This window comes from Limimaricola cinnabarinus, assembly GCF_047631075.1.
GTDB lineage: Bacteria > Pseudomonadota > Alphaproteobacteria > Rhodobacterales > Rhodobacteraceae > Limimaricola > Limimaricola cinnabarinus.
This window is the reverse complement of the sequence record NZ_JBLHYX010000007.1, coordinates 20,317-32,607: the sequence shown is the minus strand read 5'-3', so window position 1 is coordinate 32,607 and position 12,291 is coordinate 20,317. Positions and strand designations below refer to the sequence as shown.

12 protein-coding genes and 1 riboswitch are annotated in these 12,291 nt (G+C 68.0%); of the genes, 6 read left to right on the top strand and 6 right to left on the bottom strand.

What is annotated here, in order from left to right:
- Window positions 1-21 precede the first annotated feature (21 nt).
- Complete coding sequence (locus ACJASC_RS07415; RefSeq protein WP_415144835.1) at window positions 22-627, bottom strand: Hint domain-containing protein; 606 nt, start codon at window positions 625-627, stop codon at window positions 22-24.
- Between the two features lie 592 nt (window positions 628-1,219).
- Window positions 1,220-1,323, top strand: a riboswitch (guanidine-I (ykkC/yxkD leader).
- 87 nt (window positions 1,324-1,410) lie between these two features.
- Between ACJASC_RS07415 and ACJASC_RS07410 the strand changes: the two genes are divergently transcribed.
- From ACJASC_RS07410 to ACJASC_RS07385, 6 genes are read left to right on the top strand one after another with little or no spacing between them, the layout of a single operon-like run.
- The gene (locus tag ACJASC_RS07410; RefSeq protein ID WP_415144833.1) at window positions 1,411-2,472 is read left to right on the top strand and encodes a putative urea ABC transporter substrate-binding protein; all 1,062 of its coding nucleotides are present in this window, start codon (window positions 1,411-1,413) and stop codon (window positions 2,470-2,472) included.
- Between the two features lie 4 nt (window positions 2,473-2,476).
- On the top strand, window positions 2,477-3,289 hold the full coding sequence (locus ACJASC_RS07405; RefSeq protein ID WP_415144831.1) for an ABC transporter permease: 813 nt from the start codon (window positions 2,477-2,479) through the stop codon (window positions 3,287-3,289).
- On the top strand, window positions 3,286-4,053 hold the full coding sequence (locus ACJASC_RS07400) for an ATP-binding cassette domain-containing protein (protein ID WP_415144829.1): 768 nt from the start codon (window positions 3,286-3,288) through the stop codon (window positions 4,051-4,053). Before ACJASC_RS07405 ends, ACJASC_RS07400 begins: the two co-directional genes overlap by 4 nt.
- A complete protein-coding gene (locus ACJASC_RS07395) occupies window positions 4,034-5,278 on the top strand; it encodes an agmatinase family protein (RefSeq protein WP_021693804.1) in 1,245 nt (414 codons plus the stop codon). Before ACJASC_RS07400 ends, ACJASC_RS07395 begins: the two co-directional genes overlap by 20 nt.
- Window positions 5,268-5,741, top strand: coding sequence for a hypothetical protein (locus tag ACJASC_RS07390; protein ID WP_415144827.1), 474 nt, complete (start codon window positions 5,268-5,270; stop codon window positions 5,739-5,741). Before ACJASC_RS07395 ends, ACJASC_RS07390 begins: the two co-directional genes overlap by 11 nt.
- Window positions 5,738-5,914, top strand: coding sequence for a hypothetical protein (locus ACJASC_RS07385; RefSeq protein ID WP_415144825.1), 177 nt, complete (start codon window positions 5,738-5,740; stop codon window positions 5,912-5,914). Before ACJASC_RS07390 ends, ACJASC_RS07385 begins: the two co-directional genes overlap by 4 nt.
- Window positions 5,915-5,983: 69 nt before the next feature.
- Here the strand turns inward: ACJASC_RS07385 and ACJASC_RS07380 are convergent, their stop codons facing one another.
- From ACJASC_RS07380 to ACJASC_RS07360, 5 genes are all read right to left on the bottom strand, one after another.
- On the bottom strand, window positions 5,984-7,042 hold the full coding sequence (locus ACJASC_RS07380) for an ABC transporter ATP-binding protein (RefSeq protein ID WP_415144823.1): 1,059 nt from the start codon (window positions 7,040-7,042) through the stop codon (window positions 5,984-5,986).
- Window positions 7,042-8,316, bottom strand: a complete 1,275-nt coding sequence (locus ACJASC_RS07375; protein WP_021693808.1) for an MGH1-like glycoside hydrolase domain-containing protein — start codon at window positions 8,314-8,316, stop codon at window positions 7,042-7,044. Before ACJASC_RS07375 ends, ACJASC_RS07380 begins: the two co-directional genes overlap by 1 nt.
- A gap of 5 nt (window positions 8,317-8,321) precedes the next feature.
- Window positions 8,322-9,530: a carbohydrate ABC transporter permease gene (locus ACJASC_RS07370; RefSeq protein ID WP_415144820.1), complete on the bottom strand. Its 1,209-nt coding sequence runs from the start codon at window positions 9,528-9,530 to the stop codon at window positions 8,322-8,324.
- A complete protein-coding gene (locus ACJASC_RS07365) occupies window positions 9,527-10,831 on the bottom strand; it encodes a carbohydrate ABC transporter permease (protein ID WP_415144818.1) in 1,305 nt (434 codons plus the stop codon). Before ACJASC_RS07365 ends, ACJASC_RS07370 begins: the two co-directional genes overlap by 4 nt.
- Before the next feature lie 88 nt (window positions 10,832-10,919).
- On the bottom strand, window positions 10,920-12,272 hold the full coding sequence (locus tag ACJASC_RS07360) for an ABC transporter substrate-binding protein (RefSeq protein WP_415144816.1): 1,353 nt from the start codon (window positions 12,270-12,272) through the stop codon (window positions 10,920-10,922).
- Between the last annotated feature and the right edge of the window lie 19 nt (window positions 12,273-12,291).

The window sequence follows — 12,291 nt, the reverse complement described above, 5'->3', positions numbered from 1 at the left end:
TCGCCCGCGCCGCGTCCCCGATCAGGCGAAGAGCGCCCGCGCCTCGTGTTCGCGCAGCGTCGGGCGGGCCGCGGGGCCCCAGCTGTCGGGCATGCTCCGCAGCCCCGGACAGGCGTCGAGCAGCCGGGCGCGCGACGGCCCGTCGAGGCCGATGATGCCGCGCAGACCGGGCAGGAAGCTTTCGGTCTCGGCGCCTTCGGCGGTGACGATCTCGTGGGCGTCGAAAAGCAGGTGCACATAGGTGACCTCGCCGCCCTCCTCGATCGTCACGTCGCGCCCGTCGACGAGGTGGCGCGCGGCGACCAGCACTTCGTTTTCGCCGAACAGGAGTTGGGCGCGGTAACCCTCGAACAGCACCCGGTGCCGCGGCGAGACCAGCAGGTCGCGCTCAAGTCCGTGCAGCACGCCGGGACGCAGCCGGATCGGGGCGCAGGCGCCCGTGGCCGCGGTGCGGCGGCTGCCCGTCCAGCGCAATGGTTGCGGTCCGTGATCGCGCGTCAGCACCAGGTCGCCCAAGACCAGATCCTCCACCCGGCGCGGCCCGAAAGGTGTGGCGATGCGGGTGCCGGCGACAAAACAGATCACCTGCTCGGTCTGGCTGAAGCGCGCGCCCGTGACGTTGTCCATCGACGCAGATGCCGGTTTCCCACCTGCCCCATCGGTCGTGCCGGATGCCTCGGGCCCGGCGGTCGACCGATCCTGCATGCCGTCGCCCGCGCCCCCGGACGAGGCGCTGTCGCTGCGCGCGCCCTTCATGGTGTCGCTCTCTCGCGGTCGCGGCGAAACCGGCGAGGATGTTGCCCCTGCCGATGATCGACGCGGCCATGGTATCGCTCTTGCAGGCCGGAAAAGAGAAAGCTCGACATATGCGCCCCCGCCGCGGATCTCGGAGAGACAAGACCGCGACATTGCGGGCTTGATGTGACCAAATCGGGCCAAAGAAGAGCCCGGTGCATCCACCGCATGGTGTCGCATGGTGTTACCCGGCGATCCGGGTCCATTTCGCGCCACGAGAGTGGACCATCCGGACCAGACCCCCGCGACACGTGGCATCGGCATCCGGATCGCCGGGCATCGTTCTCACCCCGGTCGCACAACCGGTGCCTTATTCGACGGCGATGGCGGCCCTTTAGCGATGAAATAGGGGGCAGATGCCGGTTTTGCGCGCGGGCGTGCTGCCGCCGCGTTGCGCGGCGCGCACCGACGCGGCAGCCTGATCCTGCAGGGTGCTTAGGGTTCCGCCTCACGGAGGGTCTGGTCCGAGAAGCGCCGCCGCGGTGGCAAATTCCACCCGGTACACGGCGGGACAAAATCCCGGGAGACTACTGCACAGGTCCGCCCGTGCCGTCTCTTCCGTCCCGCCAGCGGCCGACCTGTTTCTTGCCTCCGGGGACGCAGCAGGAGACCGACATGTTCAAGGCCACCGTTTTCGCGACCCTCGTCGCCAGCACGGCCCTCGCCACGCAGGCGACGGCGCAGCAGAAGGATACGTTCCGCGTCGCGTGGTCGATCTATGTCGGCTGGATGCCATGGGGCTATCTCGAAGAGAGCGGCATCATGGACGAATGGGCCGAAAAATACGGCATCGACGTCGAGATCGTGCAGATCAACGACTATGTCGAGAGCATCAACCAATACACCGCCGGCGCCTTCGACGGGGTCAGCGTCACCAACATGGACGCGCTGTCGATCCCGGCGGGCGGCGGCGTCGACACCACCGCCCTGATCGTTGGCGATTACTCGAACGGCAACGATGCGCTGATCGTGAAGGGCGATCTGGGCATCGCCGATCTGGCGGACAAGCCGGTGAACCTCGTCGAGCTGTCGGTCTCGCATTACCTCTTGGCGCGCGCGCTCGACGGCGCGGGGCTGTCGGAGGCCGATCTGAGCGGTGTGGTCAACACCTCCGACGCCGACATGATCGCGGCCTTCTCGGCGCCCGAGGTCGAGGCGGTGGTGACGTGGAACCCGCTGGTCTCGTCGATCCTCGAGGACCCGCAGGCGAAGGCCGTCTTCACCAGCGCCGACATCCCCGGCGAGATCATCGACCTGATGGTCGTGAACACCGACACGCTGGCGGCGAACCCCGATTTCGGCAAGGCGCTCGTCGGGGCGTGGTACGAGGTCATGGCGCTCATCGCCGACAAAGGCCCCGAGGGTGTGGCCGCGCGCGAGGCGATGGCCGAGGCGTCGGGCACCGATCTGGCGGGCTTCGAGGCACAGCTCGCCTCGACCGAGATGTTCACCGATCCCGCCGCCGCCGTGGCCTTCGCCTCTGACCCCGCCCTGCCGGACACCATGACCGGCGTGGCCGAGTTCCTCTACGACAAGGGCATCCTCGGCACCGGCGCGCCCAGCGCGGATTTCGTGGGCATCGAGTACCCCTCGGGCGATGTGGTCGGAAACCCGGACAACGTGACGCTGCGCTTCGACGCCAGCTACATGGCGATGGCCGCCGAGGGCGCGCTTTGATCCGATGCGGGTGATCAATCGACATCCCGGACCGGCGCTGCGGCTGGCGCTGGCGCTGGCGCCCTTCGCGCTGGTGCTCGCGGCCTATGCCGTGGCCTCGGACCTGCGGCTCGCGGCCAACCCTGCCGACAAGCTGCTGCCAGCGCCGTCCACGATCCTCGACACGGCGGCGGGGCTCTTTACCGAAGGCGACCGCCGCACCGGGCGCATCCTGCTGTGGCACGACACGTGGTCGAGCCTGCTGCGGCTCATCTCCGGCGTCGGCATCGCCACCGCCATCGGTCTTGCCACGGGCCTTTGCATCGGCCTCGTGCCGCATCTGCGGGCGGGGCTCGCGGGCTTCGTCGGCGTCGCCTCGATGGTGCCGCCGCTGGCGCTCCTGCCGATCCTGTTCATCGTCTTCGGTCTGGGAGAGCTGTCGAAGGTCATGCTGATCGTGATCGGCATCACCCCGGTGCTGATCCGCGACCTGAGCCAGCGCGTGCTCGACATCCCGCGCGAACAGATCGTCAAGGCGCAGACGCTCGGCGCCTCGTCCATGGTGATCGCGCTGCGGGTGGCGCTGCCGCAGATCCTGCCGCGCGTGATCGGTGCCGTGCGCCTCGGCCTCGGCCCGGCATGGCTGTTTCTCATCGCCGCCGAGGCGATCGCCGCCGATCAGGGCCTCGGCTACCGGATCTTTCTGGTGCGGCGCTATCTCGCGATGGACGTGATCCTGACCTATGTCGCGTGGATCACGCTGCTGGCTTTCGTGATGGATTGGGGCCTGCGCGCACTGTCGCGCCGCGCTTTCCCGTGGATGGAGGCCGGGCTATGAGCTTTGTCACCGCGCATGACATCTTCCACGCCTACGGACACCGCCCGATCCTCGAACGGGTCAACCTGTCGGTGGCGGAGGGCGAGTTCATCTCGATCGTCGGCGCCTCGGGCTGCGGCAAGTCGACCTTCCTGCGGCTGCTCCTGGCCGAGGAGCGGCCCGACCGGGGCGTCATCTCGATCGACGGCGCGCCCCCCGCGCGCGAGCCGGACCGGGCGCGCGGCGTGGTGTTCCAGCGCTACTCCGTGTTCCCGCATCTGACGCTGGAGGGCAATCTCGTCGCCGCCCAGGGGCTCGGCACCCGCTGGGGCCGGCTGCACGGCGCGGCGCGGCGCGCGGCGCGCGAGCGGGCCCGCGCGACGCTGGAGCGGATCGGTCTGGTGCATGCGGCTGCGGCCTACCCCTCGACGCTGTCGGGCGGCATGCAGCAGCGCCTTGCCATCGCGCAGGCGCTCACCGCGCGGCCGCGCATCCTGCTGCTCGACGAGCCCTTCGGCGCGCTCGATCCCGGCACCCGGGTCGCGATGCACGACTTCCTGCAGGAGATGCGCGCCGAGACTGGCATGACCGTCTTCATGGTCACCCACGACATCCAGGAGGGCTTCAAGCTCGGCGACCGGGTCGTCGTCTTCGACAAGCCCCGCTGGGACCCGCAGTTCCCCGACGCCTACGGGGCGACCATCACCTACGACTTCGATGCCCGCCATGGCGGCATCCCGTTCCAGACCCTCAAGGAGGATACACGTGTTCTGCAATCCGCATGACCTGTCCCGGTCGCACCACCCCGCCGACCGGTCCCTGCCGAAGGCGCGCGGCCATCACCCGGACCTGACCCGGCTTCAGGGCTGGCAGGCGATGCGCGGCGAGGCCAAGCTGCCCAACCGCCGCGCCGAGGAAGAGCGCGCCTGGGCGCTGCGCATGGGTCTCACCGGGGCCGACAGCATCGAGGACAAGTCGATCCCGACCTTCGCGCGCGGGGAGCTGCCGCATTACGCGGGCATCAACACCTTCCTCAAGGCGCCCTACACCGAGGACGTGCTGGAGGTCGGCAATTACGACGCCACCGTGCTTGGCATTCCCTTCGACGGCGGCACCACCTACCGCGCCGGCACCCGCTTCGGACCGCAGGGCGTGCGCAAGATCTCGGCGCTCTACACGCCCTACAACTACGAACTCGCCGTCGACCTGCGCGAGCAGATGACGCTGTGCGACGCGGGCGACGTGTTCACCATCCCCGCCAACATCGAGAAGAGCTTCGACCAGATCAGCCGCGCGGTGAGCCATGTGGCTTCCTCGGGGAGCCTGCCGATCATGATCGGCGGCGACCATTCGATCGGCTTTCCCTGTCTGCGCGGCATTGCGCAATGCACCTCCAAGAAGATCGGCATCATCCATTTCGACCGCCACGCCGACATCCAGGAAAAGGATCTCGACGAGCGGATGCACACCACGCCGTGGTTCCACGCCACCAACATGCCCAACGTCTCGGCCAAGAACCTCGTGCAGATCGGCATCGGCGGCTGGCAGGTCCCGCGCGAGGCGGTGCAGGTCGCGCGCGAGCGCGAGACCAACATCATCACCATGTCCGATTTCGAGCGGATGGGCGTCGACAAGACCGTAGAGATGGCGCTGGAGCTGGCCTGGGACGGGGTGGACATGGTGTACCTCTCCTTCGACATCGACAGCATCGATTGCGGCTTCGTGCCGGGCACCGGCTGGCCCGAGCCGGGCGGCTTCCTGCCGCGCGAGGCGCTGGCGCTGGTCTCCAAGGTCGCCGCGGCGGGGATCTGCGGCATGGAGCTGGTCGAGGTCTCGCCACCCTACGACACTTCGGACATCACCGCATTGATGGGCACGCGGGTAATTGTCGACGTGCTGGGCTCGATGGTGTCGGCGGGCACACTGGGCGCGCACAAGCGGCACATGGACAAGCCGGTGCAGATCCCGCATGGCGAGTTCAGCGGCAAGAGGTGGTCCAATGCCTCATGATCACGCGCATGATCATGCCCATGGGCATGATCACCACCACCACGATCACCCGCATCCCGGCCCCGGCCACAACCATGCCCATGGCGGCGAGGCGTTCCACAGCCATCTCGCGCCCGAGGACACGGCAGCGGATCTGCAGGTGCTGGCGACCCAGTTCATCGACGGCTTCGTGCAGGCCCGCGACAAGGCCGCTTACCTGCGGCTCGCGGGCGTGCCCTTCGAGCGTCCGGGCGCGGGCGGCAGCACCGCTCTCAAGCTCGTGGACGTGGAGCTCAGGACCGAATGGCAGGTCGGCACCGCCGCGCCCTCCTTCGGCAGCGCCGAGCTGAGTTACCTGCCCTTTCCCGGCCCCATGGTGACCGAACGCACCAACATGTCGCTGGTCTATGTGTCGATGCGCGAAAAGAGCCTGCTCGACATCCGCGACTTTCTTTCCGATCGCAAACAGGAGTTCGACCGATGAAATACCTGATCCCCGCAGGCGCGCTGGCCGCTCTGGTCGCGGCACTGCCCGCGCAGGCCCATACCGGCGGGGCCGCGCCGCATCTGAACCCCCACGGGTTCGAGACCGTGCTGGCGGCCATGGCGCTCTGCGCGCTGGCGGCCGTCATGGCGTTTCGCCGCAAGGGCGCCTGAGACAGACGACATCGGCCACCGCCCCGGAGGCGGTGGCCGATCGTGCAACGGACCCGCCGGAAGGCGGCGTCAGCCGGCCCCGACGCTCTGTTCGTCGCGGTCGAAGAAGTGCATCCGCGACGGCTCGAAGCCGAGGCCGACACGGTCGCCCGGCTGAAGATCGGTGCCGCCGATGACCCGCACCGTCACCTTGCCCAAGGCACCGCCGCAATCGACGATCACGTTGGTATCGGCGCCGAGATATTCGAGAAGGTCCACGGTGCCGTCGCAGGCGCCCTGCCCCTCGGGCAGCATCTCGATATGCTCGGGCCGGATGCCGAGAGTGACCGCCTCGTCCGCGCCTGCGAAGACGCCGCCGCGCCCGCCTTCGAGCTGCCATTCGCCGCGCCCGGTGCGGCAGGGCAGCACGTTCATCTTGGGGCTGCCGATGAACTGCGCCACGAAGAGGTTGGCGGGATGCTCGTAGAGCTCCTTGGGCGTGCCCACCTGCGCGATCTTCCCGGCCGAGAGGACGACGATCCGGTCGGCCAGCGTCATCGCCTCGATCTGGTCGTGGGTGACGTAGATCATGGTCGATTTCAGCGTCTGGTGCAGCTTGGCGATCTCGTAGCGCATCTCGACGCGCAGCGAGGCGTCGAGGTTCGACAGCGGTTCGTCGAAGAGAAACGCCGTCGGCTCACGCACGATCGAGCGGCCGATGGCGACGCGCTGGCGCTGCCCGCCCGACAGGTCGCGCGGCCTGCGGTCGAGATATTCCTCGAGCCTGAGCGCGCGGGCGGCTTCGGCCACCTGACGCTGCCGCTCGGCAGGCTTGACCCCGGCGGCCTTGAGCGAAAAGCCCATGTTCTCGGCCACCGACATATGCGGGTAGAGCGCGTAGGACTGGAACACCATGGCGAGGCCGCGCTTGGAGGGCGGCTCGGCGGTGGCGTCACGGTCGCCGACCATGATTTGCCCGCGCGAAGTGCCCTCGAGGCCCGCGATCATCCGCAAAAGCGTGGACTTGCCGCAGCCCGAGGGGCCGACGAAGATCACGAACTCGCCCTCCTCGATGGCGAGATCCACCCCCTTGATGACCTGCACCTCGCCGAACCACTTCTCGACGCCCTTGAGCTCGATGGATGCCATCACGCACCTCCCTTCGCATCGCCGGCCGCGCCCGCCCAAGTGAGCCAGATCGCCGCCGTCCAGGTAAAGGCATCGCCGCCGCAGGGCGTGCCGTCGATCGGATCGAAATACTCGAAGAAGCCATGCGCCTCGATCAGCTCCGCCGTCTCGCGGCGCAGACGTTCGGCTGCGGCATGGCGGCCCCGGTCGGTGAGGCCGATCGCCATCAGCGCGTTGACCACGGGCCATGACGGGCCACGCCAGTAGCGGCGCGGGTCGAACTCCTCCGAGGCCGGGTCGGCCGAGGGAAAGCCGTAGCGCACCGCGTCCCACAGCTCGGTCATCCGCGCGTCGAGCTCCGGGCTCTCGACATTCGCCAGATAGGCGAGGAAGGCGGCCGAGCCGATCCGGCCCGAAAAGCGCCCCGTCTTGAGGTCGCGCGCATCAAAGCCGCGGGTCTCGGCGTTCCAGATCGAGGGCACGGCGGCGCGCAGATCGGCGGCCCAGCCCTCGACCTCGCTCACGTCGTGGCCCAGCGCGCGGCCCAATGCTGCGAGGTCGTCATGCGCGCGCAGCAGGATGAAGGTGATGCCCGGATCGGCCATCAGGAAAGGGCCGTTCGCGACGATCTCGGACTGGTCCCAGCCGCAGTCGCGGCCGAACTGCACCATGGCGATGTAGCGGTCGTAATCCGCCTTGCCGGGGCGCATCGAAGCATCGACATGGCCGGTGTCGCGGCGGGTGTATTCGCCGACATTCGAGCCATCCACATTGGCCATGCCGATGTCCCAGTCGGGGCAGTTGTCGCGCCCCGATTCCCACGGGTGGGTGATCGCCACCACCCCCGAGCCGCAGCGTTGGTCGCGCCACCAGCGGTGCCAGGCGAGCATCCGAGGATATAGCGCCGCAAGGCGGTCGCGGCCCGCCTCCGCATCCATCTCGAAGATGAGGCGCGCCATGGTGGCGGCGACGGGCGGCTGGCTGATGCCGGAGGTTTCGGGCGACTGGCCCGTGCCCCAGACGTCGGGACCGGGGAAGTAGCCCGGATCGGGCTTGTGAAAGATGATGTGCGGCACCATGCCGTCCGCCCACTGGGCCGAGAACAGCGTGTCGAGTTCGGTCCACGCCCGATCGAGGTCGAAGGTGGCAAAGCCCCATGCGGCGAAGGCGCTGTCCCAGTTCCACTGGTAGGGGTAGAGCCCGTCGGTCGGCACCGTGTAGCCGCCGCGGTCGTTGCCCGTGAGGATCGCGCGGGCCTGTTCGTCCAGCGCGGGCGAAATGCGGGGATTGGTCATGGAAGTCATCCTTTGACGGAGCCTGCGGTGAGGCCTTTGGTCATGAAGCGTTCGAGCCCGAGGAACAGCGCCATGATCGGCACGGTGGCGATCACGGAGCCCGCCATCAGGTGCTGGCGCGGGATCTCGGAGGAGTTGAGCGCGGCGATGCCGCGGGTGAGCGTGAACTTCGACGGGTCGTCGAGCAGCATGAAGGCCAGCAGGAACTCGTTCCACGCGATCATGAAGACGTAGAGCGACACGCTCGCCAGCGCCGGCATCGAGAGCGGCAGGGTGATCTGCCAGATCACCTTGAGACGGCTCAGACCGTCCATCAGCCCGGCCTCCTCGATCTCGGCCGGAAGCCCGCGGAAATAGCCCTGCAGCATGTAGAGCGCGACCGGGATCGTGGTGACCGGGTAGATCATGACGATGCCGAAGATCGAGTTCCGCAAGCCCAGCATCGAGAAGGCGATGTAGATCGGCAGCGCCAGCACGATCATCGGCACCATGTAGATGAGCAGGATCGAGCGCGAGATCGCGGCGCGGCCCGCAAAGCGCAGCCGCGCCACCGCATAGGCGCCCGGCACCGCGAACAGCAGCGTGATGAACACGGTCAGCACCGAGACCAGGAAGGAGGTCCAGAGATAGCTGCCGAAGTTGAACTGGCCGAACAGCTCGGAATAGCTGCGAAACAGGTCCCAGCCCTTGGATAGGTCGATCGAGAAATCGAGCGGGTTCTGGATCAGCTCGGACTGGTTCTTCAGCGACGTCATCACCATCACGTAGAAGGGAATGGCGACGATCGCGGTGAAGAAGATGTAGCCGAAACCGGTGAGAAAGCGGATCACCGAAGCCTCGAACTCGTGCCGGGTCAGCGCGCCGCTGTGGCAGCCCGCCATCATCGCCGCGATCGGCCAGCCGGTGGCGGCGCCCATGACGCCGCCCGCCAGAAGCGCGGTCGTGGCCGCGATGTCCGGCCCGGTGACGACCGGCGCGAGGGGGGTAAGCGACATCAGCGCCCCCAGACCGAGGCCCACCGGCCCCGCCAGACGCGGCCAGAGGACGGCGAGCGCGCCCAGGCCCGCACCCAGAAGCCCCGCGCCGATGCCGCCCGGGCGAAACGCGCCACCTGTGGCAAAGGAGAAGACGACGGCGGTGGTGGTGGCGATGACGAGCGCCCACAGAAGGCCCAAGATCGGCCCCGCGACGTATCCGTGACGAAAGATGCTCATAGCCCCTCCTCCTGGCTGATGAAGCGGAAGAACAGGAAGCTGAACACCAGAAGGCAGGCGAAGATCACCACGGCCACGGCCGCGCCAGCGCCGATGTTGGAGACGGCGAAGGCCTGTTCATAGACGTTGACGGTGAGGGTGCGGGTGCCGGCGTTGCCGCCGGTGAGCAGGAAGATGTCGTCGAACTTGTTGAAGGTCCAGATGAAGCGCAGCAAGAACAGCACCGACAGGATGCCCAGAAGCTGCGGCATCGAGAGATACCAGAACTGCTGGAACGGGCTCGCGCCATCCATGTCGGCGGCCTCGTACATGTCGGTGTCGATCGACTGCATCCGCGCCAGGATGAACAGGAACGACAGCGGGAAGTAGCGCCAGACCTCGAACAGGATCACCATGATAAGCGCGAGCGGCCTCTGTCCGAAGAAATTGATCGCCTCGTCGGTCACGCCCATCTGGATCAGCAGCGCGTTGGCCGAGCCCGAGAACGGGTCGAACAGGATGATCCACGTGAAGGCCACGGCGATGACGGGGGCCACATAGGGAAAGAGGTAAAGCCCGCGCAGCACGCCCTGCCCCCGGAACGACTTGTCCAGAAGCAGCGCGGCGAACAGCCCGAAGAGCAGCGCGCCGATCGTGCCGAAGACGGTATAGACCAGCGTCACCCAGAGCACGCCCCAGAACTCGGCCCCGTCGAAGATGCGGGCGAAGTTCTCGAAGGTGAAGCTGCCCGAGGTCAGCACGTTGGAGGCGCGGCCCGTCAGGCCCGGCGGGCTCTCGGGCAGCTCCATCCCGGCATCGGCGAAGGCCTGACCGATGATGACGGGGATCTCGATGGTCTCGCGGTGGCCGCCTTCGAAATCGCCGAGGTCGCAGGTCATCTCGCGGCCGTCGAGCACGCAGCGCGGGTCGAGATCGCCGATCTCCAGCCCTTCGGGCAGCGTGTCGGTCAGCAGCACGCCCGAGATCACCTGGTCCTGGCTCGAATTGCGCAGCCGGTAGCGCAGGGTGGCCGCGTCGCCCACGGCCTCCGGGCGGCCGCGCAGATCCTCGCTGACCACCGGCACCGGCGGGCGCAGATCGGCGAGGCCCACGGGCTTCACGCTGATCCAGAAGATCGCGAGCAGCGGCAGCACCACGACGAGCGTGACGGCGGTGACGGTCGGCAACAGCAGGCCCCAGGCCAGCCGCGCCTCGCGGCGCTCCAGTGGATTGCGGCCCTTGGGCGGTGTTGGCGCGGGTCGGCTCGTTTCGGCGCTCTGGCCGAGCGGTGCCGACCCACTTCGTGGGGTCTGGGCGGTCATGGTCCGGTCCTCGCGGATGGCGGATGAAAATGAAGGTATGGGGGGCGGCCCCTCGCGGGGAGGGACGCGAGAGGCCGCCCGGCCGCGATCACTGGATCGCGGCCAGCTCGTCGTTCATGGCCTGAACGGCGGCGGGGGCGTCGATCTGCCCGTCGATGTACTGGCGCACCACGCGGTTGATGGCCTGGCTGTTGATCATCTTGGAGGCCAGCGCGAGCTGTCCGTCCTCGACGCCCCAGCGCTGGGCCACGTCGAGCCCGCCGACGATCTCGTCGATCATCGCCTGATCGTAGAGCTCGGACATCGGTTTCTTGCGGTCCACGCCCATCGGCAGCTTGGCCCATTCCTCCGAAAACTCGGAGGGGTTCTCGGCGGTGCCGCGCCGCACCGGGAACTTGCCCTCGGGCGCGATCGACAGCGTCTTGGTGTAGCCCTCGTTCATCGAGAACTCGACGAACTCCATCGCCGCGTCGGTCGAGGCGTCGTTGGTGATCCCGAAATAGCGGATGTCGGCCCAGGCCGCGCCCTCGGGGTTGGACGGACCCGAGAAGTTGGTGACGATCCCGGTCTTGGAGGCCAGCTCGGGCGAGGTCGGATCGTCGTTGATGGTGGGCGGGTTGCTGTCGCGCAGGCCGGCGAGCTCGTCGAGGATGAAGGGCGACCAGATGATCATCGCCGCATCGCCCGAGAAGTAGAGCGAGCGCGACTGGTCCCAGTAGAGCTCACCCGGCGGCGAGGCTTCGGCGATCGCCTTGTAGAACTCCAGCACCTCGGTGGTCGCCGCCTCGTCAAGCGGCTGCGCGCCGTCGGGGCCGACCGGCGAGACGCCGTTGGCGAGGAAGACGTGCTCGAGCACCTGGCTCATGAAGTTCTCATCGACCTTGGTGGCGGCGACGAAGCCGTACATCTCGGGCGGGTTGTGCAGCGCATCGATCGCCGCGCGCACCGCGTCGAAGGAGGTCGGCGCCTCAAGCCCGGCCTCATCGAACAGGTCCTTGCGATAGATGATCATCTGGGTCCAGCCATCGACCGGCACGCTGGCATAGCCGCCGCCTTCGAGCTCGGCCATGGCGAGCGCGCCGGGGGCAAAGCTGTCCCCGCCGAGATTCTCGATCACGTCGGTCGCCGCATCGATGTCGAGAATGCCCGCATCGACCCAAGGCAGGGCGTATTGCAGCGTGTGGTAGATCACGTCGGGCAGATCACCCGCCGCGTAGGCGGCGGTGGCGCGGGTGCCCAGATCGCTCTCGGTGACGGGGATCACCTCGACCGTGTGGCCCGAGGCCGCCTCGAACTCGGCCGCCAGCTCCTGCTGCGCGGCAAGGCGCTCGGGCTGCTCCTCGGTGGTCCAGAAGCGCAGGCTTTCGGCTTGGGCACCTCCTGCGGTGAGCGCGATCAGCGCGGCACCGGTCAGCAGTCGGGTCTTGCGGGTCGTGGTCATGGTTTCTCCTCCCATGGTG

Excerpts from the sequence above, each read along its gene's own strand:
- ACJASC_RS07410 (WP_415144833.1), top strand. The coding sequence starts at position 1,411 with ATGTTCAAGGCCACCGTTTTCGCGACCCTCGTCGCCAGCACGGCCCTC.
- ACJASC_RS07415 (WP_415144835.1), bottom strand. The coding sequence starts at position 627 with ATGGACAACGTCACGGGCGCGCGCTTCAGCCAGACCGAGCAGGTGATC.
- ACJASC_RS07375 (WP_021693808.1), bottom strand. The coding sequence starts at position 8,316 with ATGACCAATCCCCGCATTTCGCCCGCGCTGGACGAACAGGCCCGCGCG.
- ACJASC_RS07380 (WP_415144823.1), bottom strand. The coding sequence starts at position 7,042 with ATGGCATCCATCGAGCTCAAGGGCGTCGAGAAGTGGTTCGGCGAGGTG.
- ACJASC_RS07400 (WP_415144829.1), top strand. The coding sequence starts at position 3,286 with ATGAGCTTTGTCACCGCGCATGACATCTTCCACGCCTACGGACACCGC.
- ACJASC_RS07390 (WP_415144827.1), top strand. The coding sequence starts at position 5,268 with ATGCCTCATGATCACGCGCATGATCATGCCCATGGGCATGATCACCAC.
- ACJASC_RS07405 (WP_415144831.1), top strand. The coding sequence starts at position 2,477 with ATGCGGGTGATCAATCGACATCCCGGACCGGCGCTGCGGCTGGCGCTG.
- ACJASC_RS07360 (WP_415144816.1), bottom strand. The coding sequence starts at position 12,272 with ATGACCACGACCCGCAAGACCCGACTGCTGACCGGTGCCGCGCTGATC.
- ACJASC_RS07370 (WP_415144820.1), bottom strand. The coding sequence starts at position 9,530 with ATGAGCATCTTTCGTCACGGATACGTCGCGGGGCCGATCTTGGGCCTT.
- ACJASC_RS07365 (WP_415144818.1), bottom strand. The coding sequence starts at position 10,831 with ATGACCGCCCAGACCCCACGAAGTGGGTCGGCACCGCTCGGCCAGAGC.
- ACJASC_RS07385 (WP_415144825.1), top strand. The coding sequence starts at position 5,738 with ATGAAATACCTGATCCCCGCAGGCGCGCTGGCCGCTCTGGTCGCGGCA.